This is a genomic window from Novosphingobium malaysiense (genome assembly GCF_000802225.1).
Classification (GTDB): Bacteria; Pseudomonadota; Alphaproteobacteria; order Sphingomonadales; family Sphingomonadaceae; genus Novosphingobium; species Novosphingobium malaysiense.
This window is the reverse complement of record NZ_JTDI01000002.1, coordinates 142,207-166,489: the sequence shown is the minus strand read 5'-3', so window position 1 is coordinate 166,489 and position 24,283 is coordinate 142,207. Positions and strand designations below refer to the sequence as shown.

At 64.4% G+C, this 24,283-nt stretch carries 18 protein-coding genes and 1 tRNA gene; 5 read left to right on the top strand and 14 right to left on the bottom strand.

Features of this window, described 5'->3' with window-relative positions; genetic code table 11:
* Positions 1-145 precede the first annotated feature (145 nt).
* On the top strand, positions 146-2,215 hold the full coding sequence (locus tag LK12_RS05675) for a spermine/spermidine synthase domain-containing protein (RefSeq protein WP_039280632.1): 2,070 nt from the start codon (positions 146-148) through the stop codon (positions 2,213-2,215).
* A gap of 113 nt (positions 2,216-2,328) precedes the next feature.
* On the opposite strand, the gene LK12_RS05670 is transcribed toward LK12_RS05675, so the two are convergent.
* Positions 2,329-2,402 (bottom strand) — tRNA-Gly (locus LK12_RS05670).
* Between the two features lie 289 nt (positions 2,403-2,691).
* Here LK12_RS05670 and LK12_RS05665 point away from each other — a divergent pair.
* Positions 2,692-4,059 carry a malonyl-CoA decarboxylase gene (locus LK12_RS05665; RefSeq protein WP_039280630.1) on the top strand — a complete coding sequence of 456 codons (1,368 nt, stop codon included), beginning with the start codon at positions 2,692-2,694 and terminating at the stop codon, positions 4,057-4,059.
* Between the two features lie 32 nt (positions 4,060-4,091).
* Here the strand turns inward: LK12_RS05665 and LK12_RS05660 are convergent, their stop codons facing one another.
* The 6 genes from LK12_RS05660 to pepN all read right to left on the bottom strand — a co-directional run bounded on the left by LK12_RS05660 (position 4,092) and on the right by pepN (position 11,108).
* Complete coding sequence (locus tag LK12_RS05660; protein ID WP_039280629.1) at positions 4,092-4,628, bottom strand: adenine phosphoribosyltransferase; 537 nt, start codon at positions 4,626-4,628, stop codon at positions 4,092-4,094.
* Between the two features lie 84 nt (positions 4,629-4,712).
* Positions 4,713-5,549 (bottom strand): cytochrome c1, encoded by an 837-nt coding sequence (locus tag LK12_RS05655; RefSeq protein ID WP_039280627.1) that lies wholly within the window; start codon positions 5,547-5,549, stop codon positions 4,713-4,715.
* A gap of 28 nt (positions 5,550-5,577) precedes the next feature.
* Positions 5,578-6,903 (bottom strand): cytochrome b, encoded by a 1,326-nt coding sequence (locus LK12_RS05650; protein ID WP_039280624.1) that lies wholly within the window; start codon positions 6,901-6,903, stop codon positions 5,578-5,580.
* 23 nt (positions 6,904-6,926) lie between these two features.
* Positions 6,927-7,460, bottom strand: coding sequence for a ubiquinol-cytochrome c reductase iron-sulfur subunit (gene petA, locus LK12_RS05645; protein WP_039280623.1), 534 nt, complete (start codon positions 7,458-7,460; stop codon positions 6,927-6,929).
* Positions 7,461-7,681: 221 nt separating this feature from the next.
* Positions 7,682-8,461, bottom strand: coding sequence for a peptidoglycan editing factor PgeF (pgeF, locus tag LK12_RS05640; RefSeq protein WP_039280621.1), 780 nt, complete (start codon positions 8,459-8,461; stop codon positions 7,682-7,684).
* Entirely contained in the window at positions 8,454-11,108 is a 2,655-nt protein-coding gene (pepN, locus tag LK12_RS05635; RefSeq protein WP_039280619.1) for an aminopeptidase N, read from the bottom strand. Before pepN ends, pgeF begins: the two co-directional genes overlap by 8 nt.
* A 158-nt stretch (positions 11,109-11,266) precedes the next feature.
* Between pepN and LK12_RS05630 the strand changes: the two genes are divergently transcribed.
* Positions 11,267-12,112: a Rossmann-fold NAD(P)-binding domain-containing protein gene (locus LK12_RS05630; RefSeq protein WP_039280617.1), complete on the top strand. Its 846-nt coding sequence runs from the start codon at positions 11,267-11,269 to the stop codon at positions 12,110-12,112.
* On the opposite strand, the gene LK12_RS05625 is transcribed toward LK12_RS05630, so the two are convergent.
* Together LK12_RS05625 and LK12_RS05620 are read right to left on the bottom strand one after the other, a co-directional pair.
* On the bottom strand, positions 12,022-12,936 hold the full coding sequence (locus LK12_RS05625) for a DMT family transporter (RefSeq protein ID WP_039280615.1): 915 nt from the start codon (positions 12,934-12,936) through the stop codon (positions 12,022-12,024). The genes LK12_RS05630 and LK12_RS05625 overlap by 91 nt on opposite strands.
* Positions 12,937-12,946: 10 nt before the next feature.
* Positions 12,947-13,942 carry a threonine aldolase family protein gene (locus LK12_RS05620; RefSeq protein ID WP_039281508.1) on the bottom strand — a complete coding sequence of 332 codons (996 nt, stop codon included), beginning with the start codon at positions 13,940-13,942 and terminating at the stop codon, positions 12,947-12,949.
* Positions 13,943-14,007: 65 nt separating this feature from the next.
* Between LK12_RS05620 and LK12_RS05615 the strand changes: the two genes are divergently transcribed.
* On the top strand, positions 14,008-14,298 hold the full coding sequence (locus LK12_RS05615) for a GNAT family N-acetyltransferase (protein ID WP_039280613.1): 291 nt from the start codon (positions 14,008-14,010) through the stop codon (positions 14,296-14,298).
* Between the two features lie 185 nt (positions 14,299-14,483).
* Here LK12_RS05615 and LK12_RS05610 read toward each other — a convergent pair whose 3' ends face one another.
* Positions 14,484-18,086 (bottom strand): hydantoinase B/oxoprolinase family protein, encoded by a 3,603-nt coding sequence (locus LK12_RS05610; RefSeq protein ID WP_082010415.1) that lies wholly within the window; start codon positions 18,084-18,086, stop codon positions 14,484-14,486.
* Between the two features lie 244 nt (positions 18,087-18,330).
* On the opposite strand from LK12_RS05610, the gene LK12_RS05605 reads away from it, so the two are divergent.
* Entirely contained in the window at positions 18,331-20,802 is a 2,472-nt protein-coding gene (locus LK12_RS05605; RefSeq protein ID WP_039280611.1) for a TonB-dependent receptor, read from the top strand.
* Between the two features lie 73 nt (positions 20,803-20,875).
* Here LK12_RS05605 and LK12_RS05600 read toward each other — a convergent pair whose 3' ends face one another.
* The 4 genes from LK12_RS05600 to LK12_RS05585 form a co-directional block, all read right to left on the bottom strand.
* A complete protein-coding gene (locus LK12_RS05600) occupies positions 20,876-21,562 on the bottom strand; it encodes a phosphotransferase-like protein (RefSeq protein WP_039280609.1) in 687 nt (228 codons plus the stop codon).
* On the bottom strand, positions 21,559-22,503 hold the full coding sequence (locus tag LK12_RS05595) for a DUF7065 domain-containing protein (protein WP_039280608.1): 945 nt from the start codon (positions 22,501-22,503) through the stop codon (positions 21,559-21,561). The genes LK12_RS05600 and LK12_RS05595 overlap by 4 nt, the downstream gene beginning before the upstream one ends.
* Positions 22,500-22,955 carry a nuclear transport factor 2 family protein gene (locus LK12_RS05590; protein WP_039280606.1) on the bottom strand — a complete coding sequence of 152 codons (456 nt, stop codon included), beginning with the start codon at positions 22,953-22,955 and terminating at the stop codon, positions 22,500-22,502. The genes LK12_RS05595 and LK12_RS05590 overlap by 4 nt, the downstream gene beginning before the upstream one ends.
* A gap of 109 nt (positions 22,956-23,064) precedes the next feature.
* Positions 23,065-24,279 carry a M20 metallopeptidase family protein gene (locus LK12_RS05585; RefSeq protein WP_039281502.1) on the bottom strand — a complete coding sequence of 405 codons (1,215 nt, stop codon included), beginning with the start codon at positions 24,277-24,279 and terminating at the stop codon, positions 23,065-23,067.
* Positions 24,280-24,283 lie beyond the last annotated feature (4 nt).

The following is a 24,283-nucleotide window of genomic DNA, read 5'->3' as shown; positions in this document are numbered from 1 at the left end:
TATTCGCGCCTGCCCGGATAACAATAATGAGAATATTTTTGATGCAAGGTGCTCCCAGGCGTCACCAAGCACAAATTCGACAGTACTCCGTATCTATTTTTGGGGGCGGCCGTCGACGGCGGCGCGGGGATTGAAGGGACCGAAATTGCTCAGAGTCGAAGCCGAGCCGAACGATCCTGCGGCACACGATGTTTCCTCGCATACCGAAACCTCTCCGGCAGTGGAGAGCGGGGGGAAAGGCATATTGGTCCGCTTGCTGCTGGCCAGCGCCTTAATGCTCTTTCTGGAGTTGGCGCTAATACGCTGGCTCGGGGCAAACGTCGTCCATTTGTCCTATTTTTCGAACTTCATCCTGCTGGGATCGTTCCTCGGCATCGGAGCGGGTTTTCTCATTAGCAGGAAGACGTGGTCGATTTGGCCCGCATCGATGCCGCTTCTAAGTATTCTCGTGCTGGGCGTACTGCTGTTTCCCGTCACGATTGAGCGAAGCGGCTCGGAAATAATCTACTTTACGTCGCTGGAAGTGAGTGGGCCGCCGGTCTGGCTGGCACTTCCGGTAATCTTCATCCTGGTTGCCGCCATTCTGGCAGGGCCGGCCGAAGTGGTCGGACGATGCTTCGGCAAGCTTCCGCCGTTGACTGCATATCGCTACGACCTGATGGGTTCGCTTCTCGGGATCTCGGCATTTACCGCGCTGAGCTTCCTGCACGCGCCGTCCGTCGCATGGGGCGCGATCGCCTTCGGTATGTATCTTGTCCTCGCCGACCGTGCTCGCCGTTTCGTCACGTTTGCATGGGCGTCGTTGTTGGTCGGTATGTTGCTGATCGAGACGATGAATCCGATTGTGAGCTGGTCACCGTACTACAAGATAACGACCGAACCGATCGGTCCAGCCGACAGGGGGGCGTTGCTCATCTCGGTAAATGGCGTGCCGCACCAGCTCATGGCACCCGCAAAGTGGAAGCTCGAGCAGGGCGAGAGGATTTATGAAACCCCTTACCTGCGCTTTCCAGCCAACCCCTTGAAGGATGTCCTCATCGTGGGTGCTGGCTCGGGGTCAGACGTGGCCATCGCCTTGTCCGAAGGGGCGGAGCATGTCGATGCCGTCGATATCGATCCTCGCATCATGCAAATTGGCGCGGAACGTAATCCGGACCATCCCTATGCCGACGCGCGCGTGACGCGGCATGTCAATGACGGTCGCGCATTTCTCGAGAGCACGGACCGCAAGTACGATCTCATTCTCTTCGCCCTGCCGGATTCGCTGACGTTGGTGAGCGGTGCATCCCAGATACGGCTCGAGTCTTTCCTGTTCACCGAGGAAGCGATGGCTTCGGTGCGGCGACATCTGAAGCCGAACGGCAGTTTTGCCATGTACAACTACTATCGAGAGCCTTGGTTGATCGACAGGCTGGCTGGTACCGTTGCCAAGGCATTCGGCCACACGCCATGCGTCGACACCTTCGCGGATGCGCAAGCCGTTATCTCGGTCGGCGTCAAGAAAGCCGATCAGAACTGCGCGGGTGTCTGGCAGCGCTCCACTCCCGAACAGCTCATCAAGCCCGCGACTGACGATGCGCCGTTCCCGTATTTCAAAGGCAATGCCTTTCCCCAGCTCTATACGGTGACACTGGTTTGCATCTTGCTGGTATCGCTCGTCACCGTGCGCACGCTGGGAGGACCGCTTCTGGCAATGCGCCCCTATGCCGATCTGTTCTTCATGGGCGCGGCCTTTCTGCTGCTGGAAACGAAGAATGTGGCAACTTTCGCCCTGCTCTTCGGGACAACCTGGTTCGTCAATGCTCTCGTATTTGCGGGCGTCTTGGTCATCGTGCTCCTGGCAGTCGAAACAACCCGCAAGTTCCGTACGCCACCCTTGCCGATAATTTACGCCGGTATCGCGGGGTCGCTGGCATTGGCATGGGCAATCCGTCCGGACTGGTTGCTGCCCCTTCCATTCGTGCCGCGCCTGCTGGCCGCTACCATCCTGGCGTTCCTTCCGATCTATCTCGCCAATGTCGCCTTCGCAAAGCGTTTCCAGAGCTCCTCGGATTCGCAATCCGCCTTTGCGATCAACCTTTTGGGCTCGATAGTCGGTGGCTGCCTGGAATATTCCGCGTTGGCGCTCGGGTACAATAACCTGCTCGTGGTCACCGGCTTGCTTTATTTGATCGCATTCCTGTTGATCCCCCACCGCGGATCTCAATCCGCCTGACGCGCGGCCGGCAAGGACGTGGAGGTGCGGACGATTGCCCGACGATCGAATAGGGGAATCGCTGCTCCTCCCTGCCTGGCCGGGCAACTCGTCATGAGCAGCTGGAGGGCGGCTGGAGCGGGTAGCGGGAATCGAACCCGCATAACCAGCTTGGAAGGCTGGGGCTTTACCACTAAGCTATACCCGCTCGCTCAGGCCCATGGACCGTGACCGGCGAAGCCGCGTCGAGGAGCGCCGATTGCCACGAAGGCGGCAGGTTCGTCAACGACTCTCTTTCAATTCTCATCCGGTGCCCGCAGACGACTTGGATCGCCCGATCCGGATCGCCGGGGCGGGATATTGCTGCTCCAGACACGATTTTGCGCTGCGAGGGGTTCGCAAGCGCCATTCGGGGCCCATTTGAAGGAGACAACCGTATTCTCTCGCAGATGCAGCAATGTTAGCATCGCCCGGCAGCAGACGAGGATTCCCATCTCATGAACACATCACGGTCTCGTACCCCGGCGGAGCCCTCGACGCCCACGAGGCGACGCAACCCGCTGGACCTGCTGATGAATTCCGGCTTGGGCAAACTCTTGCGCGGGGTCGGAGTCGCGCCGCGTCGCGAAAGCGGCGAAAGCCTGCTCGATCTCGCGGATGCCTTGCTTTCGTTGCGCGGCCGCGCTTCGGGGCCGGCGCTGGCCTCGGCATTCTTCGATCTCTACGAGGCTTCCGACCTCGATGCGCGTCAGGATTTTCTCGGCAAGGTCCACGACCTGCACCCGGCCGACGCCAAGGCGATCGACAAGGCAATCGCCAGATGGAACGACAAGCGCGATGAAGCGTCCGCCCTCGCGCTCAATGCCGCCACCGAATCACCGAGCGCACGTCTCATCAACCAGCTCAATCTGGCCCCCCAGGGGACGCAGAGACTGATCGGCATGCGCGAAGACCTGCTGGCGGTCCCCAGAAGCGCCGCCACGCCGGGCCTGTCCGCATTGGACCGTGAACTGGAGAACGCATTCACGGCGTGGTTCAACGCCGGCTTTCTCGAACTGCGACGCATCGGCTGGGATTCGCCGGCCTCGCTGCTGGAAAGGATCATCCGGTACGAGGCGGTGCACGAAATCCACGGCTGGGACGACCTGCGGCGGCGCGTGGAGCCGACGGATCGGCGGTGCTATGGGTTCTTTCATCCGCAGATGCGCGACGATCCGCTGATCTTCGTTGAAGTGGCGCTGACCGAACAGTTGCCCGGCGCGATTCACAAGATCATCGCCGAGGAGCGCGAGACGATCGATCCACGCGAAGCGAATTGCGCAATATTCTATTCGATCAGCAATTGCCAGAAGGGCCTTAAGGGCATCCCCTTCGGCAACCACCTGATCAAGCGCGTGGTCGGACTGCTCAAGGAAGAGCTGCCGCACCTCGATACCTTCGCCACGCTTTCGCCGGTTCCGGGTTTCGCCAAGTGGCTGAACAAGGAGCGCGGCGCCGATGCCAAGGTGCCCGGCGCCAAGGACCTGCGTGAACTCGCGGCGCGCTATCTGGTCACCGCCAAGGGCCGCGGCAACCAGCCCGCAGATCCGGTCGCCCGCTTCCACCTGGGCAACGGAGCCCGGCTCGAAGCCGTCCATGCCAATGCCGACCTCTCGCCCAACGGGCAGAAGCAGTCGCACGGAGTGATGGTGAACTATCTCTACGATCTGGCCGACATCGAGGCGAACCTCTTTGCGCTTACCGAACTGGGTACGGTCGCCACGTCCAAGACGGTGCAGGCCCTGGTCGATGAGAGCGACGGCAACAAAAACAAGAAGGGCAACGGAAAGAAGCCAGGCAAGGCCAAGGACGCGGTGCCGGCCTGACACCTGCTAGCGCAAACCGCGCGATCGGGGTGTCAGTCGCCCTCGAATTCCATCAGGGCCTCGACCGACAGGTCTTCGCCGCGAAGCCGGTCTGCGCCGCCGAGATCGGGTAGATCGATGACGAAAAGACCCTTGTTGACGACCCCGCCGGCGCGTCGCAGCAGTTTCACCGCCGCATGGGCGGTCCCCCCCGTCGCGATGAGGTCGTCGATCAGTACGACGATGTGGCCTTCTACCACTGCTTCGGGATCGACCTCGAGGGTGTCGGTGCCGTATTCCAAGGCGTAATCCATTGCCAGCACCGGCACGGGCAACTTGCCGGGCTTGCGTACGGGAACGAAGGGAAGACCCAGTCTGGCTGCCACGGCGGCTCCAAAGATGAAGCCGCGCGCCTCGATACCCGCGATCGCCTGCGCGCCCGCTTTGCGCGCGTGATCGGCGAGCATCGCCGTGGCACTGGCGAACCCGGTACCGTGGCCTATCAGCGTAGTCACGTCGCGAAACAGGATACCCGGCTTGGGAAAATCCGGAATCGTGCGAATCAACGACTTGAGGTCTTCGGGCGTCACGTTCCTCTCCTGCTGCGCAAACGAGAAGTGCCCCCGCCATCCGCAGATGGCAGGGGCACCGCTTTCAGGTCACAGGACCCGATCTCAATGCTTCTTGTCGGCCCAGATGCTGCGGTACGACATGTAGCCCAGGATCGTGGCGAAGAGCAGGAAGCCCAGTACCGCCCAACCGGTTTGCTTGCGCTTTTCCAGCTTGGGTTCTGCCGTCCACACGAGAAAGGCGGAAACGTCCTTGGCCATCTGGTCGACGGTGGCCTTGGTGCCGTCGCTGTACTCGACCTGACCATCGGTGGTCAGTGGCGGCGGCATCGCCAGGTTGAGGTTGGCGAAGTACGGGTTGTAGTGCAGGCCCGGAGGGGTCTTGGAACCCGGGAATTCCTTCACCAGCTCGGCAGGCTGATCGCGGTAGCCGGTCAGCAGCGAATAGACGTAGGCCGGGCCATTGTGACGCGCCTTGGCGATGAGCGAAAGGTCGGGCGGCACCGCGTTGTTGTTGGCGGCGCGTGCGGCGACGTCGTTCGCGAAGGGCTTGGGAAAGTAATCCGTCGGCGTACCCGGAACCATGGTCGATTCGCCGGTGTTGGGATCGACACCCGGCACCGAGAAGCCGGCGGCGATCGCCTTCACTTCGGCATCGGTGTAGCCCAGCTGTGCAAGGTCGCGGAAAGCGACGTATTCAAGCGAATGGCAGGCCGCGCAAACTTCCTTGTAGACCTGGAAGCCGCGCTGCAGCTGCTGGTTGTCGAACTTGCCGAACGGACCGTCGCTGGCAAAGTGGACGTCCTTAGGATGCAGATGGAACTCGTGCTCGGCAGTCGGGCCCGTGGGCTCAGTGATCTGGATGTAGGCCCCGTTAACGAAGGCCCACGCCAGGGCCACCGTGAAGAACAGCCCGACGAGGATCGAGAGAATGCGTGCCATGTCTTTCGTCTTTCGTTCTAGCTGTTGATCAGGTGGCCGGGGTGGCGTCGCTGTGGACCGCCTCGGTCGCACCGTGCGCTGCACGAAGCTGTGCGCCCTCGTCGTGTCCCAGTACCGATTCGGTAATGGAATAAGGCAGCGGGAGCGGCTTCTCGATGGCCGAGACGATCGGCAGGATGATCAGGAAGTGCGCAAAGTAGTAAAGCGCTGCAATCTGGCTCAACATCACGAAGGGCTCCTCAGCCGGAGCGCCGCCGCAGTAAAACAGCACCGCCATCGCCGGGATCAGGCCGAACCAGAAGAACTTCTTGTAGGTCGGGCGATAGGAGCCCGAACGAACCGGCGACTTGTCGAGCCAGGGCAGGAAGAACCATACCAGGATCGCGCCGAACATCGCCAGCACGCCCATGAGCTTGGCCGGAATGAAGAAGAAGTTCTGGGTGAAGGCGCGCAGGATCGCGTAGAACGGCCAGAAGTACCATTCGGGAACGATGTGCGCCGGCGTGCTCATCGGGTTTGCCGGAATGTAGTTATCCGGATGGCCCAGCGAGTTCGGGAAGAAGAATACCGCAGCCGCGAAAAGGATTGCGAAGGCGCCTACGGCCCAGCCGTCCTTGGCTATGTAATACGGGTAGAACGGGACGGTGTCGCTCTCGGTCTTCACTTCCACGCCGGTCGGGTTCGACGAGCCCGGGATGTGCAGCGCCCAGATGTGCAGCACGACCACGCCGACGATCACGAACGGCAGCAGGTAGTGCAGCGAGAAGAAGCGGTTGAGCGCTGCGTTGTCCGGCGCGAAGCCGCCAAGCAGCCACTGCTGCAGGGGCTCGCCCACCAGCGGGATGGCGCCGAACAGGCCGGTGATGACCTTGGCGCCCCAGAAGCTCATCTGGCCCCAGGGAAGCACGTAGCCCATGAAGGCGGTGGCCATCATGAGCAGGAAGATCACGACGCCCAGCAGCCACACCATTTCGCGCGGCGCCTTGTACGAGCCGTAGTAGAAGCCGCGGAAGATGTGGATGTAGATGACGACGAAGAACGCCGATGCGCCGTTGGCGTGCGCATAGCGGAACAGCCAGCCCCAGTTCACGTCGCGCACGGTGTGCTCGATCGTTTCGAAAGCGACTGCGGTGTTGGCCGCATAGTGCATGGCCATGACGATGCCGGTGACGATCTGGATCGTCAGGCAGATCAACGCCAGGAACCCGAAGTTCCAGAAATAGTTGAGGTTACGCGGAACCGGATAACCGCCGCCGACCGAGTTGTAGACGAGGCGGGGAAGAGGAAGCTTTTCGTCCATCCACTTCATGAAGGGATGCGAAGGCTTGTACTCGTTGGCCCAGGGAAAGCTCATGATCGTTGTCCTCTCGCTTGCCCTTAACCGATCTTGACGACGGTATCGGAAGTGAATTCGTACTCCGGAACCTCGAGGTTCTTGGGCGCGGGGCCCTTACGGATACGGGCGGCAGTGTCGTAGGAAGAACCGTGGCAGGGGCAGAAATAGCCGCCGAATTCACCGCGATTCTCACCCTCGCCGGCGCCGAGCGGCACACAACCGAGGTGGGTACAGACACCCATGGTGATGAGCCAGTTTTCCTTGCCCTCCTTGGTGCGTTCGGCGAGCGTCTGCGGATCGCGTAGCGAAGAAATATCGACCGCGTTGGCTTCCTTGATCTCGGTGGGCGTCAGATTGCGCACGAAGACCGGCTGCTTGCGGAACACCGCCTTGATTGCCTGACCCGGCTCGATCGCGGAAATATCGACCTCGGTCGAAGAAGCCGCAAGAACGTCGGCCGATGCCGACATCTGGCTCACCAGTGGGACGACAACCCCAACGCCAGCGACGCCCGCCGCGCTAACTGCGGCGATATTGATGAAATCGCGCCGCCGCACGCCATCTTCTTCTGCCATTTTGCCCTTGCCTTGCTTTCGACAACCCACTGCCGGAAATCCGCCAGCAGGCCAAGAAACTGACCCAAACTTAAGTCTGGTATCCCCCGATACGGTGCTCAGACCGGGCGCGCCCCGGGCCGATACCGACTTGGCGGGCCTGATATACGCGAAAATCGGCCATGCCAACCGCCTTTTTGGTCTATCTTCAGGCGAGTGGGAAAGGCCGCGGATTCAGTGGGTCAGGACAGTCCGATCAGCGAAATCTGTCGTCCATAGGCCGGTTCACCGCGATGCGTGGCCCGGCGAAAGGAGAAGAACCGGTCGGGTTGCGCATATGTATCGAGGCCCAGACGCTCCACGGATGCGACTCCCGAAGCCGCAATTCGCGAGGCCACATAGCCTTCGAGGTCGAACTGGTAGTGCCCTGGCTGCCCGGGTACGAAAAACTGCGCATTCTTCTCAAGCCTCGCGCAGAACCGGTCGCGAAAAGCCTCATCCACTTCGTAGGAGGACTGGGCGATGCACGGCCCGATGGCAGCGACGATCCGGGATGGCCGGGCTCCGAGCTTCTCCATCGCGGCCACGGTGCTGTCGGTCACGCCGCCGATGGCGCCCTTCCAGCCGGCATGGGCGGCACCGACGACTCCGGCTTCGCGATCGGCGAGCAGGACCGGCGCGCAATCGGCCGTCAGGATGCCCAGCAGCAAACCCGGGCGATCCGTTACCAGCGCGTCGGCCTGCGGCCGGTCGGTGTCGGCCCACGGATTCGCCGCAACCTCTATGCAATCGGGCGAATGCACCTGATAGACGGTGACGAGCCGCGCACCGGGCAGGACGGCCTCGGCAGCCCTGGCACGATTCTCCGCGATCAGTTCCGGATCGTCGCCCGACCCGAGGCCGACGTTGAGCCCCGCCACATCGCCGCGACTGACGCCGCCACGACGACCGAGGAAGCCGTGCGAAACGCCCTCGAGGCAAGCCGCAAGGTTGACCTCGACCGGCTCGCCGGTCTCAGCCAAGGCTCTTGGAAACCTGCTCGCGCACGTCGCGCGACAGCGACGGCTCGGCTGCGATGCGTTCAAGCTCTTCGCGCATCATCGCGGCGCGGACGGGTTCGATGCGGCGCCAGCGCCCGAGCGAGGGCACGAAGCGGGCCGCCGTCTGCGGGTTGATCGGATCGAGCCGGCGGATGAGATCGCCGATCAGACGATAGCCATCGCCGCTGGCGTCGTGGAACGCCTTGGGATTGACCGCCGCCGCCATGTAGAGCGCGCGGACCCGGTTCGGGTTGGTCATCGTGAAATCGGGATGTTCGGCCAGCTTGCGGATGTTGGCGAGCACTTCGGGATGGAACGAGCCCGCCTGCAGCGAGAACCACTTGTCGATGACCAGTGCATTGCCTTCGTAGCGGCTGCGGAAGTCGGCCAGGGCCTCCTCCCGCTCCGGTACGTCGAGGCTGGCAAGCACCAGCACCGCGCCCTGACGGTCGGTCATGTTGTCCGCCGCGCGATACTGATCGAGCGCCCGGCGCGCACCTTCTTGGGCATTGCCGGCAGCAATATAGACAAGCGCCTGGTTCTTGATCTTGCGCGCCCCGCGTGCTGCCGCATCGCGGCTGTAGGGCACCGCCACGGCGCGGTCATGGAGCGCAGTGAGATCGTCGGCACATTCGCGGCCCAGCCAGGCCTTGAGCGCCTCGCGCTCGGTGTGGATCGCACCGGGATCGGCAATCAGCATCTGCTCGGCGAGATAGCCTTCGGCCGGCAGGATCATCAGCTCGCCGCGCATCAGGTCGTCGAGAGCCGGGTCGGTCAGAATAGCCGTAAAGGCCTTGCCGATGGCCGCGCGCCCGGCGGCGCGCGTCTCGTCGCTCAAGCCGCCGCTGACTGCCGTGACGAGATGTTGGACGACGAGGTTCTGCATCGCCTCGTAGCGGGCGAAGGGATCGTCGTCGTTGGCCGCAAGGAAGACGAGGTCTTCGGCTTCGCGGTCGAAGTCGATCGAAACAGGCGCGGAAAAACCGCGATTGATCGAAAGCACCGGCGGCTTGGCGAATCCATCGAAAGTGAAGGTGTCGCTCGGCTTGTCGAGCACGACCAGCTTCTCGCCGGCATGTGCGCCGGTGTCGCGGTCGAACAGGGCGACGCGCAGCGGGATCGGCATCGGCTGCTTGTCTGGCTGACCCGGCGTCGCGGGCACCTTCTGCGTCAGCTTGAGCGTTGCGGTGGAGCCTTCGTGGCTGAGGCTAACCGAGACCTGCGGCGTGCCCGCCTGCGAATACCACAGGCGGAACTGCTTGAGGTCGAGCCCGGCGCCATCCTCGATGGCCTTGACGAAATCCTCGCAGGTCGCCGCTTCGCCGTCGTGGCGGTCGAAATAGAGGTCGGTGCCCTTCCGGAATTGCTCAGGCCCCGCCATGGTCCGCATCATGCGGATTACCTCGGCGCCCTTGTTGTAGACAGTCGCCGTATAGAAGTTGTTGATTTCCTGATAGGAATCCGGGCGGATAGGGTGCGCGAGCGGCCCCGAGTCCTCGGGGAACTGCGCCGCGCGCAGGATGCGGACATCCTCGATCCGCTTGACCGCCTCGCTGCCCATGTCGGCGCTGAAGAGCTGGTCGCGCAGAACCGTGAAGCCTTCCTTCAGGCTGAGCTGGAACCAGTCGCGGCAGGTGATGCGGTTGCCCGACCAGTTGTGGAAGTATTCGTGGCCGATCACGCCTTCGACGGCGTCGAAATCGCCGTCAGTCGCGGTTTCGGGGTCCGCCAGCACGTAACGGGTGTTGAAGACGTTGAGGCCCTTGTTCTCCATCGCGCCCATGTTGAAGTCCGACACGGCAACAACGTTGAACAGGTCGAGGTCGTACTCGCGCCCGAAAGTCTCCTCGTCCCACTTCATCGAGGCGATGAGCGAATCCATCGCGTGCTGGGTGCGGTCCTCGTCGCCGGGGCGGACCCAGATGTTGAGATCGACCTTGCGGCCCGACATCGTGGTGAAGGTCGAATGGTTGGACACCAGCTCACCGGCCACCAGCGCGAAGAGGTAGCTCGGCTTCGGCCAGGGATCGTGCCACTCGGCCCAGTGCGACCCGTCGGCATTCTCGCCCTGCGCGGTGCAGTTGCCGTTGGCGAGCAGGATCGGGAACGTCGTCTTATCGCCGGTCATCCGCACCGAATAGGTCGAGAGCACGTCGGGACGGTCGGGGAAAAAGGTGATACGGCGGAAGCCTTCCGCCTCGCACTGAGTGCACAGCATGCCGTTCGAGGCATAGAGGCCCATGAGCTGGCTGTTCGCCGCGGGGTTCACCTGCGTTTCCACCTCGACGATATGCGCATCGCCCGAAAGCTCGATCAGCAGGTCGGCGCCGTCCAAACGCCAGTCGCTCACCGCGGCGCCATCCACCCGCACGGCCAGCGGCGTGATCTGATCGCCATTGAGTCGCAGAGTCGAAGCGCCGTTGCCATCCGGATTGCGCGCCACGTGGAGCTTGGAAACCACACGTGTCGCGGTGAGGCCCAGCGTGAAGTCGAGCGCGATCTCGGGCACCAGCCATGCCGGGGGCAGATAATCCTCGCGGCGGATGACCGGAGGAGCCTGCGGCGGCGGGGCCGCATCGGCGATCTGGGTGTTCTCGTCGGAATCGGCGGGTCTGCTGGCAATGTCCATTTTGCCTACTTAGAACCTCGCGAAGCGATTGCCAGCGGATGGGTGTGAAATTTCGTTCGCGCGGCGCCCTCCGTTCGTGTCGTGCGTAGTCACGGTAGCGCCGGCGTGTCTCGACTGCGCTCGACACGAACGGGCGGGGATCGCTATCACCCTTCCCCATGTCCCGCCTATTCATCTTCGGCCTCGGCTACACCGCCAAGGTCATCGCATCGCATCTCGAATCGCTCGGCTGGGAAGTCGTCTCGACCGGCAGCGACGGCACGCTCTCGTTCGATGACGAAGGGTCAGTGCGCCTCGCATTGGCGGATGCCGACCATGTGCTGTCTTCGGTGCCGCCGGGAAAGGAATCGCGCGGCGAACCGCTCGATCCGGTGCTCGACCGCTACGGCGAGGCGCTGAAAGGCAAGGCGCTGTCCTATCTCTCCTCGACCGGGGTCTATGGCGATGCCGGCGGCGCCTGGGTCGATGAAAGTTCGCCCACCGGCACCGGCCGCCGCACGGCGCGCAGCGAGGCCGACGCGGCATGGCTGGCGCTCGGCGCGCGCGTTTATCGCCTTCCCGGCATCTACGGCCCCGGCCGCTCGATGCTGGAGCGCGTGCAGGCGGGCAAGGCCCACCGGATAGACCTGCCCGGTCAGGTATTCAGTCGCGTGCATGTGGAGGACATTGCCGCCGGGGTGATCGCGGGGCTTCAGGCGCCGGCGGGCGCCTACAACCTCGCGGACAATCTGCCCTGCCCGCAGAACCATGTCGTGGAGGAAGCCTGTCGCCTGCTCGGCGTGACCCCGCCGCCGCTGCAGACGCTCGACGAAGCCGGGCTCTCGCCGATGGCGCGTGGCTTCTATGCCGAGAACCGCCGCGTCGCCAACGGCAAGGCCAGGCGCGTGCTGCAATGGCAGCCACGCTATCCCGACTACGCGGCAGGCCTGCGCGCGCTGAGGGCGACGATGAGCCCGACCATGGAAAGCAGCGCCCCCGACACCGCAACCGGCGTCCAGCGGTAGCCTTCGAGCACGGTCGAAAACAGCATCGCGATCACGACCACGGCCACGCCGTTGTACGCTGCCTTGCCAGCGCCGAGCTGGCGAATCAGCGTGTAATAGAGCGGGAACGTCACTACCGAGCCGAACAGCGCGAGGTATCCGGTGCCGAGCCAGTAGTCGAGGCTCGCAGGCACGACCGGCGGCCCCGCTGTAAACCAGGCGATCATGACATTGCAGATCGTGCCGTAGAGCATCGCCCAGGCCAGCAGGCTCACCATCGGCAGCCGCTGCCCGACCTCGTTCGCCTGCATCACGTTGGATACCGAGGCGCAGAGCATCGCGATCAGTGCAAACCCGACGCCGAGGAAAACCTTGCCCTGCACCGGCGCCTCGCGCGCCTCGTGCAGCAGGAGCAAGGCGATCCCGGCAATCGCGATGACGCTGCCGAAGGCAAAGCGCCGGGTGATGACCTGATTGAGCAGAAAGCGCCCGAGAATGGTATTGGGCACGAGCATCAGCCCGATCATGACCGCGACGATACCCGAGGTCAGGTGCAGTTCCGCCCGGTAGACGAAGTTGTAGTTGCCGCAGAACTGGGTCACGCCGACGAAGAAGGCGAGCTTCTGCCCCGCCGCCCCCAGATTCAGACTCCTGCCCATCGCCAGCGCCACCGCGAACATCGCCGGCGTCGCCAGGACAAAGCGCCAGGCGACCGACCAGCTTGCCGGCACGTCGCCGATCTGCCCGGTGATCACCCACCAGGTCGAGCCCCAGATCAGGCAGACCAGCAGAAACGGCAGCGCCACCGCCGGTCGCAGCATGGAAGGCGCGGCAACCCCGCTCATCGTACCCGGCTCACAAGCCTGCGATGGCCTGCGCCAGCGCCGAAACATGCTCGTCCTGCGCATTCCAGGCCGTCACTAGCCGCGCCGCGTCCGTGCCCCAGTCGTAGAAGCCGAAGCCCTGCGTGCGCAGCGCCTCGCGCTCGGCAATGGTGCACGACAGGAACACTTCGTTCGCCTCGACCGGATGCAGCAGGCGGTCTCCGGCGGCGCGTGCAATCTCGGTCGCCGCGGCATTGGCGGCGCGGGCGTTGCTCAGCCACACGTCGTTCTCGAGCATGGCGAGGATCTGCGCGGCGAGGAAACGGCCCTTCGACTGGAGGTGCCCGGCCCGCTTGCGGCGATAGCGGATCATCCGCGCAGCCTCGGGATCGAAGAACACGATCGCCTCGGCCCCCAGCCCGCCGTTTTTCACGAACCCGAAGCTGAGCGCATCGACGCCGGCGCAGGCCTCGCCCGGCGCGCAGTCGAGGAAAGCCACAGCATTGGCGAAACGCGCGCCGTCCATGTGGAAGCCGAGGCCGCGCTCTCTCGCCAGAGTTGCCAGCTCGGCCACTTCGCGCGGCCGGTAGACGCAGCCGTATTCGCTGGCCTGCGTGATCGACAGGGCATGGGGCTGGACCTGATGCACGTCGTCGCGAATGGGATCGATCACCGCGGCCACGGATTCGGGCGTGACCTTTGCGCTTGCTCCATCGGCCAGCAGCAGCTTGGCCCCGTGAAGATAGAAGCCGGGGGCGCCGGCCTCGTCCATCTCGATATGCGCCTCGCGGTGGCAGACCACGCCGCCGTGCGGCTGTGCCATCGAGGCGAGCGCCAGGCAGTTCGCCGCTGTGCCCGTCGCCACCCACAGCGCAGCGCACTCGCGGCCGAGCAGCGCCGAGAACGCCGAGTCGAGCTCGCGGCTCAGCGCGTCGTTGTCATAGGGCGCATCGGCGGCGTCGGCGGCCATCATCGCCTTCCAGACGGCGGGATGAACGGCGGCGGCGTTGTCGGAGAGGAATTGCATGACCATATGCCCCTGCGAGGCGGCGCGCCCGTCGTCAAGCATTGGAACGTATCGAGGAGAAGCCCATGGTCGGCGTGACAATCACCAAGCACGAAAACGGACCCTCCGGCGAATACCATGCCCACGTGGCGGACAGCGACGCGATCGGCCGTCTGACCTGGGCCGACCGCGGCGGGGTTCACTATGCCGAGCACACGCTGGTGCCGCCCGTCATCGGCGGTCGCGGCGTTGCCGCAAGGCTGGTGGAAGCGATGGTTGCCGATGCGCGCGAGAACGACTTCAAGATCGGCCCGGTGTGCAGCTACGTCGTCGCCGCGTTCAAGAAGCATCCGGAATGGGCGGACGTAAAGGCGTAAGCCTCGCTCGCTCGTCATCCCAGCGCAGGCTGGGACCGCTATCGACCTCGCGCCACGCTGCCAGCGATCCCAGCCTGCGCTGGGATGACGGAACGTGCATAGGCACCGTTCATGTCGAGCGAAGTCGAGACACGTCAGCGCTGGGTTAGCGTGTCTCGACTTCGCTCGACATGAACGGATGTGGCTCAGGCCGCCCCATATCCCCCGCCCCCCGGCGTCTCGATCACGACGACATCGCCCGCCGAGAGGCTAAACGACGCCGTCGCGCCCAACTCATCGACCGATCCGCCTGCCCGCTCGATCCGGTTGCGCCCCGGCGCGCCATCCGCGCCGCCGGCCAGCCCGAACGGCGCGAATCTGCGGCGGTTGGCAAGGATGCCGGCCCGCATCGGCTCGAGGAACCGAACCCGGCGCACCGCCCCGTCCCCCCCATGATGCGCACCCGCACCACCCGACCCGCGCCGGATCGCAAATTCTTCCAGCAGCACCGGAAAATTGGTCTCCAGCACTTCGGGATCGGTCAGACGGCTGTTGGTCATGTGCGTCTGGACCACGCTGGTGCCGTCGAAATCCGGCCCCGCGCCCGAGCCGCCCGCGATCGTCTCGTAGTACTGGCGCGTGGCATCGCCGAAGGTGAAATTGTTCATCGTCCCCTGCGAGGCGGCCATGGCCCCGAAGGCGGCAAACAGCGCATCGGTGATCGCCTGGCTGGTCTCGACATTGCCGGCGACCACGGCTGCCGGTGCCCTAGGGTGCAGCATGGAGCCTTCGGGGACCACCAGCGTGATCGGCCGCAGGCAGCCCTCGTTCATCGGCACGGCATCGTCGAGCAGGCTGCGCACGACATAGAGCACCGCCGCCCGCACCACCGGCAGCGGCGCATTGAAGTTGTCGGGAAGCTGCGCGCTGGTGCCGGTGAAGTCGATGGTCGCCCCGCGCGCCTCTCGGTCGATGGTCACGGCAACGTGGATTTCTGCGCCGTTGTCCATCGGCACGGTGAACCGGCCTTCCGACAGCCGGTCGATCAGCGCGCGCACCGCGTTCTCCGCGTTGACCTGTGCATGCGCCATATAGGCATCGACCACCGCCCTGCCCTGCTCCCCGGCGATCCGGCGCAGTTCGGAAGCGCCGCGCGCGCAGGATGCGATCTGGGCGCGCAGATCGGCAAGATTCTGCTCGGCATTGCGCGAGGGATAAGGGCCGGAAGCCAGCAGGTCGCGGATCGCGTCCTCCTGCAACGTACCCCGATCCACCAACAGCACATTGTCGAGCAGCACGCCTTCCTCATCCAGTGTGCGGCTGTCGGGCGGCATCGAGCCGGGACTGATCCCACCGACATCGGCATGATGCCCGCGTGCGGCGACGAACCACGCCGGGGCCGTCTCGTCGCCCTCCGCAAAGACGGGCATGACCACGGTTATGTCGGGCAGGTGCGTGCCGCCGTCGTAGGGCGCATTGAGCACATAGGCATCGCCGGGCAGCATGCCGCGCCCGTCGTCACTGCGCCGCTCCAGCACGGTGCGCACGCTCTCACCCATCGAACCGAGGTGCACCGGCATGTGCGGCGCATTGGCGACGAGATGGCCGTCGCGGTCGAACACGGCGCAGGAAAAGTCGAGGCGCTCGCGGATGTTTACCGAGCTGGCGCTGAACTGCAGCGCCGCGCCCATTTCCTCGGCAATCGCCATGAACAGCGCGCTCATGATCTCCAGCCGCACCGGGTCGCATTCCGTGCTGGTATCAACGGCTAGCGCCTGCTGCGCCTCGCGCGTGAGCACGAGATTGCCGATGGCATCGACGCGTACCGACCAGCCGGGTTCGACGACCGTGGTCGAAACGTCATCGACCACCAGCAGGGGGCCCGGCGCCGTGAAGCCCTCGGCCAGCCCTTCGCGCAAATAGAGCGGGACATCGTGCGCCGCGCCGTCAGTCCAGATCGTCGCGGTTTCCGCAGGCGGCGCGGAATCCTGCGGCAGCGCCAGTGTAGCACCGCCGCCTGCGTGCCCGCCGGCAATGGCTTCGACCCGCAGGGTTTCGGCAATCAGGTCGTCGCCAGCGCCGAACCCGAAGCGGTGCTGCCAGCCGTCGCGAAAGCCTGCCCGCATGTCTTCCAGCGTGCCCACCGGTACATCGACGGCATTGTCGCTGCCCTTGGGGCGAATGGCGAGCGTGGCTTCGGTGCGGATGGCATCCGGAGCGAGGCCCTGCGCTTCCAGTCCTTCACGCGCAGTGGCGCCGAGATCGGCAACGGCCGCCTCGATGGGCGCCATTCCCTGCGCATCGAGCGGCACTGCAAGGGTCTGCTGCCGGAGCAGGCGCCGGTCCGCCAGTCCCATGCCGTAGGCCGAGAGCACCGAGGCCAGCGGATGGCACAGCACAGTCGTCACCCCGAGGGCATCAGCCACCTTGCATGCGTGCTGTCCGCCCGCGCCACCGAAAGTCACCAGTGCGGCGCGGGTAACGTCATGGCCGCGCCGCAGCGAGACGGTCTTGATCGCATTGGCCATGTTGGCGACGGCGATTTCGAGGAAGCCTTCCGCCGCTTCCTCGCGCGTCATCTCACGGCCGGTCGCTTCGTGGACATCGGCCAAGACGGCATCCATCCGCTCGCGCGCAGCTTCCAGCGAAAGCGGCTCGTCACCCTGAGGACCGAAGACATGCGGGAAGTGCGCGGGGCGCAGCTTGCCGAGCAGCAGATTGCAGTCGGTCACCGCCAGCGGCCCGCCGCGCCGGTAGCAGGCCGGCCCCGGCACCGCGCCCGCACTTTCGGGCCCGACGAGGAAGCGCGCGCCGTCGAAATGGCAGATCGAACCGCCGCCCGCCGCCACCGTCTCGATCCGCATCATCGGGGTGCGCACGCGGGCACCGGCCACGCGGGTTTCGCTGTCGCGCTCGTACTGCCCGGCATAGTGCGAAACGTCGGTGGAGGTGCCGCCCATGTCGAAGCCGATCACATGATCGAAGCCGGCTTCCTTCGCCACCGCCGCCATGCCGACGATACCGCCGGCCGGACCCGAGAGGATCGCATCCTTCCCGCGAAAGGCTTCGCCCGTCGCCAGCCCCCCGCTCGACTGCATGTAGAGCGCATCGACGCGCGGCCCCAGCCCCGCTTCCAACCCAGCGACATAGCGGCCCAGCACGGGCGAGAGATTGGCATCCACCACCGTCGTGTCACCGCGCGCGATCAGCTTGATCAGCGGCGCCACTTCGTGGCTGACCGAGACCTGCGTGAACCCGATCTCGCGCGCGATCCGCGCCAGCCGCTCCTCATGCGCGGCATGGCGATAGCCGTGCATCAGCACCACCGCGACGGCTCGCAGCCCTCTGTCGAACGCGCTCTGCAAACCTGCGCGCGCGGATGCTTCGTCAAGGGGCTGATGGATGGTTCCGTCAGCTCCGAGGCGCTCGTCTATCTCCAGAACCCCGGCGTAAACGGGATCGGGCAGGACGATATGGCGCGCAAAGATATCGGGCCGCTCCTGGGTGCCGATGCGCAGGGCATCGCCGAACCCGCGCGTGACCGCCAGCAGCACAGGCTCGCCCTTGCCTTCAAGCAGGGCATTGGTGGCAACCGTCGTTCCCAGACGCAACTCGCCCGCCGGCAGGTCGCCATCGCGTACACCGGTCAGGCGCCGCATCGCTTCCACTGCGGCATCGTCGTAGCGGCCGGGATCCTCGCTCAGCAGCTTCAACCGTTCGAAGTGCCCGTCAGGCGCGCGCGCCACGACATCTGTGAACGTGCCGCCGCGATCGACCCAGAATTGCCAGTAATCCATGCATCCGATCATGGCCGGAATTTCCTGCATTCCAAGGCCCTATCCCGGCCTGATCCCCGACGTGATCCTGCACGCAATAGGCGCCATCTGCGCACCGCAAGTCAACGCGTGTTGCCCGCACGGAAAATCGACCGAGCGAAAGATGCGCTAGACAGATGCCTCGTCATAGAGCTGGCCGAAAGATCCAAGCCTTTGACTTCATTCCGTTCCCTTCGTGGACGGCGTGAAAGATATACAGTGGAGGGGAGAGAAATACATGCACAAGTGCGTTCTGCTGGCCGCCGCATCCGTCGGCGCAATCATCAGCGCAAACCCGGTCCATGCCCAGGCGTCGAACGACAGCCCCCGGATCGAGAACGGCGATATCATCGTTACGGCCCGCAAGCGGCAGGAATCGGTGTTGAAAGTGCCTGTCGTCGAAACCGTGATCACACCGGAAATTCTGGAGAACCGGCAGGTCACCAGTATCGACAACATCACCCAGCAGGTGACGGGCCTGCAGATCGGCAACAACGTGCTCACCGTCGGGGCACAAATTTCCCTGCGCGGCGTGGGCACCAGTTCGCTCGATGCCGGCGTAGACCAGTCGGTTTCGCTCAACATCGACGGCCTCCAGCTCACGCAAGGCGCCAGCTACTCTGTCGGTTTCTTCGACATGGCTCAGGTCGAGGTGCTCAAGGGCCCCCAGGCGCTGTTCTACGGCAAGAACAGCCCCGGCGGGGTCATCGCGGTGCATACGGCCGATCCGGGCGACGAGGTCGAGCTCATCGCGCGCGCCAGCTACGGGTTCGAGGCCCGTCAGAAACGCGGCGAATTGATCATGTCGGCGCCCCTGGGCGATACGCTCGGCATTCGCGTGGCCAGCATGTACCAGAAGGAAGACGGCTACTTCATCAACAAGGCCACGGCGCTGCCCGGAACCGGTGCCGTCACGCCCTCGAGCACGCGCTACAACGGCGGCGAGGAATACATCGTGCGCGGCACAGTGGTGTGGAAGCCGATCTACAACTTCAGCGCGCGCCTGAAGATGAACACGACGCAGAAGGACATCACCGGCGGCAGCGCGCCGATCGGCAGTTGCCCCGACGGCAACGGCGCGCCCGCGGGCATTCCCTTCATCAACCCGGCCGACGACTGCAAGGTGGACCGCACCCTTTACGTGGTCAATCTCGATCCCGCAGCGTTTCCGGGGGTACGCAACAACGGCGTGCCGTTCATGAAGTACAAGACCAACTTCGGAACGCTCGAACTGCAGTACAATTTCGATTCGGGGATCAGCATCGATTCTACCACCGGGTATTATCATACCGTGGTCGATGGCCTGCTCAACGGCGTCAATTCCGGTTATGCCGGTCCCTCGCTGATCGCCGACAACCACTTCAAGCGCCGCGATTTCACCCAGGAAATCCGCATCCAGTCGGATTTCAACACGCCGTTGAACTTCCTGCTCGGCGGGTTCTACCAGGACGCGAACGTCAGCAACCGCGTCTACGTCGGCGGCAACCTCGCCTATTTCATCAACCCTGCCTACACAACGCTGGCAGCGGGCATCAACGACGTCAGCATCAAGGCGAAATCGGTATTCGGACAGCTGCGCTACAAGCCGGTCGAAACACTCGAGATCGCCGCAGGTGTGCGCTACACCGACGAAAAGCGGCATGACGATGCCTCTTCGCTGAGCGGACTCTACGCAACGCCAACGCCGATCTCGCTGGCCAACCCGACGCTGCGGTCGAAGAACTGGTCGCCCGAACTCACGATCACCTACACGCCTACCGACGATCTCACGATCTTCGGCGCGCTCAAGCAGGGCTACAAGTCGGGCTCTTTCATCATGACCGCACCGCCCTATCCGGGGCAGGACAACTCTTTCGGTGACGAACGCGTCCGCGGCGGCGAAGTGGGTGTAAAGGCGCGCCTTGCCGACCGGTCACTGCTGGTGAACACCGCGTTCTACTACTACAAATACAGCGATCTGCAGGTCGGCGCCAACGAAGTGGCCGCCGGCGGCATTCCGCAAATCCACACGATCAATGCCGGCAAGTCCAAGGTTTATGGCGTCGATTTCGACCTGACCTATCGTCCGCCGTCGCTGGACGGACTGACCGCCACCCTCAGCGTCAACTGGAACCACGCCCGCTTCACCGACTTCCCCAATGCGCCCTGCTGGGGCGGACAGCGGATCCAGGATGGCTGCGACCAGTTGCCGTACGTCGTCACCGATCCCGGCGAGATCGCCGCGGGCAATTACGTGGTCGATCAAAGCACGGGCGATTTCATCCGCTATTCCTCGCAGAACCTTGCCGGATTGCCGCTCCCCAAGGCGCCGAACTGGTCGATCAATGCCGGGCTCGATTACAGCACAGACGTGGGACGCGACTTCCGGCTGGGGATCGGTGGCAACGTGCAGTACTCGTCGAAGTTCCTCACCGACCTCGGCAAGAACCGCCCCGATTTCTACCAGGAGGGCTTCGCCAAGTTCAACGCGCACCTCAACTTCGGCGCACAGAACGAAGCCTGGAGCATCGCGCTGATCGGCAACAACATCTTCAACAAGTACACCGCCGGCAACTGCACCAACTTCTCGGGTGCGACAGGGCAGATCTTCCTCTCGCCGCTGACCGGTCTGGACAAGCGCAACGCCGCCGGTGTCGACGAGCTGGCCTGTATCCCGGATCGGGGCCGCGAAGTGTTCCTGCGCCTGACGCTCAAGCCGACGGCCTGGTAAGCTTTCTTCGAACGCAAAAGACAGGGGCGGGCCGTCACAGCGATGTCCCGCCCCTTCTTTGTGTCCGCCCGGCTCAGGCGGCGGCGTGGAGGCGGCGCAACTCGTCGAACGCCGTGCCGGGCCCCTTGGCCAGCCGCTCCTCGATCATCGCACAGACTTCTTCCGGGTCATGGACCGAAGTGTCGATGGTCAGGTCGGCCAGCTCGTTGCGGTACACTTCCTCGTAGAACCAGGGCCGCAAGCGCGTGAGGCGGTCGATAATCTTCTTCACGGCATCCTCGCCGAGCAGATCGACGGGGATCTTCTTGTCCATGCGCCGCTCGGCCACGCGACGTTCGAGCACGTCGAAGGGCGGTTTGAGCGTGACGAGCAGCACCGGCAGCCCCTCGGTGCGGCGCACGAGGTCCTGCAGGACCGGCGGGTCGCTCATCAGCAGGTGATCGAACACCACGTTGAGACCCTGCCGCGCACTGGCCGCCATCCATTCGTGCATGGCCGCGAAGGCCGCCGTGCCCTTGGGGCCGAAACGCCAGCGAAGCGGTCCGTCGGGATCGGCAGGATCGACCGGCACTGCCTCGATCCCCTCGCTCGCGCGCGGACCATGATGGCCGAACTTCGCCGGCAGCGTGTTCGCGGTGAAATGGTCGATCCCGTAGAGCAGCCAGTAGTCGTCCTGCCGTTTCTGGAACAGCTCGCAGGTCGTCGACTTGCCCGAGCCGGAGGTGCCGTTGACGACGACGATCTGGCCCAACCGGCTCATGCCTCGCTCCCCAGTGCAATCTCGCCGCGCGCGATGCGGCGGAAGCGTTCGGCGGGCGAGAATTCCTGGTTGTCGCCCCAGTGCTCGACGCCGTCCCAATCCCAGCGGACGAGCGACCAGACCACGGTATGGTCGGTATAGCCGGTGAAGACGAGGCCCGGATCGATCCACCCGGTCGCCTCCATGCTGCGCCCGAGCTGATCCTTCGCTTCCCAGAGCACCCTGGCAGGGCCGAACTCGCCCCATTCCAGCACTTCGCGGCGGCCCGAGATCAGGCTGGCCATCTCGCCGTCCTTCCAGATGAAGCCGCCGATCGAGCGCGCCTCGCGTCCCTCGCCCATGGCTATGGCGTGGAAGGCGCTGTCCTGCGCAATGCCCCAGAAGTACCCGCCGCACGCCAGCGATTCGTATTCGCGCGCGCCATAGGAGGTATCGCGCATCGAGAAGCAGTCGATCGCGAACGTCTCGCCATGGCGCACCATGGTGCCTTTCATGCGGCCCGGCTGCTCGATGTGGAATTTAGCCGTCGCGGCCTGCCCGGCGTTGCCGGTCTTCAACTCATGCAGCGGACCGATCGCGGTCCACGTCAGGTCCAGCGTCAGGCCGTCCTTGTCATAGTCGATCTTGTACTTCGCCAGCGGCTCGATCATCCGGCACGACAGCGAATTGCGCGCCTGCATGTCGAACTTGCCGCGCACGTCCGCGGGCATCGCCTGCAGGTGGCTCCACTGATAGTGGAGGCAGTTCCACTGGTACGTGCCCGAGGGATCCCACAGCACCGGTCCGCCATTGAGCATGCCCATGTTTGGGCGGAAGTAGTACTGGATCATCCCGTGGATGTGCCGTTCGGGAATCGAGAGCGAGAACCATACGCTCTCGTTCCAGTAGGGATTGTCGTCGCGTCCCGCCCCGAAGTGGTCGGCGAAGCTCAGGTCGGTCATTGCAGGGTCTTTCCTTCGGGCCATTCGATGTCGAGGCTGAGCCGGGTGAGCGTCAGCGTGGCAATGCGCCAGGCGCCATCCTCCAAGCGGTAGGTTTCATGGTAGTGGCCGCGGCCGAGAATGGACTTCCAGCCCTCGCGCGGGTGGGCCGTGTCCCAGACGATCACATCCTGCATCGCCCAGATGGCCGAGGCATTGTGCTCGTCGTGAACCTCGATCTCGCCGGTCAGCCCTTGATGACAGGAAACGGCCTTTTCCAGCGAAGACCTGAGACTCTGCGCATAAGCCGCACCGCCTTCGAGCCAGACGCGCCCGTCCGGCGTGACAACTTTCATGTCGGTGGTGAACACGCCTTCCAGTTCGGCCCACCGCTTGGTGTCCATGAGACGGAAATAGCGCGCCTTGAGATTGCGAATCTCCTCGATCGCTTCGAGGCGTTCCAGCCTGTCCATGCCCTCTCCCGGATCCTCTTTGCCCGAAAGGGGAGCAGAGCGACCGGGCGTTTGCAAGCACAACAGGTGCAGCAGTTTCGACAATAGGCCCGGCCTTCCGGGCGGAGGATCAGCCCCAGCCGCGCTCGAGAAACGCGGCCGCAAGCCCTGCGAGATAGGCCGCGCCCTGCGGCATCACGCTTTCATCGACCATCATCCTGGTCGAGTGAATGCCGCAGCAATGGGCCCAGTCGTCGCCTTCGTGGCTGACCCCAAGGAAGAACATCGCGCCCGGCACCTTTTCGAGGACATAGGCGAAATCCTCCGCCCCCATGATCGGATCGGCAAGGCGAAGGAATGCCTCTTCGCCGAACATGTCGCGCGCCACCTTTTCGCCGAAATCGACCGCCCCGGCATCGCAGAGCGTGACCGGGAAGCCCTCGATGATGTTCACTTCGGCGGTCAGGCCATGCGCACCGGCGATCCCGGCCACGAGCAGCGGCAGTTCCTCGCGCAGCCGAGCCCGGTTCGCGGGCGACAGCGTGCGCATGGTGCCGAGCATGTTCGCGGTATCGGGGATGACGTTGTGCGCCGTACCCGCCTCGATCTTCGAGATCGTCACCACCACCGGATCGAACACGCTGAAGCGGCGGGCGACTATGGTCTGGATAGCGCTTACCATCTCGCAGGCGACCGGCACCGGATCGAGCGTGTCGTGCGGCATCGAGGCATGGCCGCCGCGGCCGGTCACGGTGATGTGCAACTGGTCGGCTGCCGCCAGCAGCGCGCCGGTGCGCCCGCCGACAAGGCCGTGCGGGGCGTTGGGCATGACGTGGAGCGCAAAGGCCGCATCGGGCAGCGGCCGGTCGAAGCCTTCGCCGCCCAGCACCCCGTCTTCCAACATGAAGCGCGCGCCATGGTAGCCCTCTTCGCCCGGCTGGAACATGAAGCGCACTTCACCCTTCAGGGTGTCGGCCTGCCGCGCAAGGATCTCGGCGGCGCCCGCCAGCATCGCGGTATGCGCATCGTGACCGCAGGCATGCATGGTGCCGGGGACCTTCGAGGCGAAGTCGAGCCCAGTTTCCTCGGGCATCGGCAGCGCATCCATGTCGCCGCGCAGCAGCACGCAGGGGCCGTCACCGGCACCGCCCTTCAGCGTGGCGACGAGCCCCGTGGTGGAAGGCCCTTCGCGCCATTCGAGCGGCAGGTGCGCCAAGGCTTCGCGGACCTTGTCGCGCGTCTTGGGGGTGTGCAGGCCGAGTTCGGGTTCGGCATGGATCGCGCGGCGGAGCGCCACGATGCGATCCGAAATGGCGGCGGCTTCGGCAATGAGGGGCTGGGACATGGCC

Excerpts from the sequence above, each read along its gene's own strand:
- LK12_RS05665 (WP_039280630.1), top strand. The coding sequence starts at position 2,692 with ATGAACACATCACGGTCTCGTACCCCGGCGGAGCCCTCGACGCCCACG.
- LK12_RS05655 (WP_039280627.1), bottom strand. The coding sequence starts at position 5,549 with ATGGCACGCATTCTCTCGATCCTCGTCGGGCTGTTCTTCACGGTGGCC.
- LK12_RS05650 (WP_039280624.1), bottom strand. The coding sequence starts at position 6,903 with ATGAGCTTTCCCTGGGCCAACGAGTACAAGCCTTCGCATCCCTTCATG.
- petA (WP_039280623.1), bottom strand. The coding sequence starts at position 7,460 with ATGGCAGAAGAAGATGGCGTGCGGCGGCGCGATTTCATCAATATCGCC.
- pepN (WP_039280619.1), bottom strand. The coding sequence starts at position 11,108 with ATGGACATTGCCAGCAGACCCGCCGATTCCGACGAGAACACCCAGATC.
- LK12_RS05630 (WP_039280617.1), top strand. The coding sequence starts at position 11,267 with ATGTCCCGCCTATTCATCTTCGGCCTCGGCTACACCGCCAAGGTCATC.
- LK12_RS05625 (WP_039280615.1), bottom strand. The coding sequence starts at position 12,936 with ATGAGCGGGGTTGCCGCGCCTTCCATGCTGCGACCGGCGGTGGCGCTG.
- LK12_RS05620 (WP_039281508.1), bottom strand. The coding sequence starts at position 13,942 with ATGCAATTCCTCTCCGACAACGCCGCCGCCGTTCATCCCGCCGTCTGG.
- LK12_RS05615 (WP_039280613.1), top strand. The coding sequence starts at position 14,008 with ATGGTCGGCGTGACAATCACCAAGCACGAAAACGGACCCTCCGGCGAA.
- LK12_RS05610 (WP_082010415.1), bottom strand. The coding sequence starts at position 18,086 with ATGATCGGATGCATGGATTACTGGCAATTCTGGGTCGATCGCGGCGGC.
- LK12_RS05605 (WP_039280611.1), top strand. The coding sequence starts at position 18,331 with ATGCACAAGTGCGTTCTGCTGGCCGCCGCATCCGTCGGCGCAATCATC.
- LK12_RS05600 (WP_039280609.1), bottom strand. The coding sequence starts at position 21,562 with ATGAGCCGGTTGGGCCAGATCGTCGTCGTCAACGGCACCTCCGGCTCG.
- LK12_RS05595 (WP_039280608.1), bottom strand. The coding sequence starts at position 22,503 with ATGACCGACCTGAGCTTCGCCGACCACTTCGGGGCGGGACGCGACGAC.
- LK12_RS05590 (WP_039280606.1), bottom strand. The coding sequence starts at position 22,955 with ATGGACAGGCTGGAACGCCTCGAAGCGATCGAGGAGATTCGCAATCTC.
- LK12_RS05585 (WP_039281502.1), bottom strand. The coding sequence starts at position 24,279 with ATGTCCCAGCCCCTCATTGCCGAAGCCGCCGCCATTTCGGATCGCATC.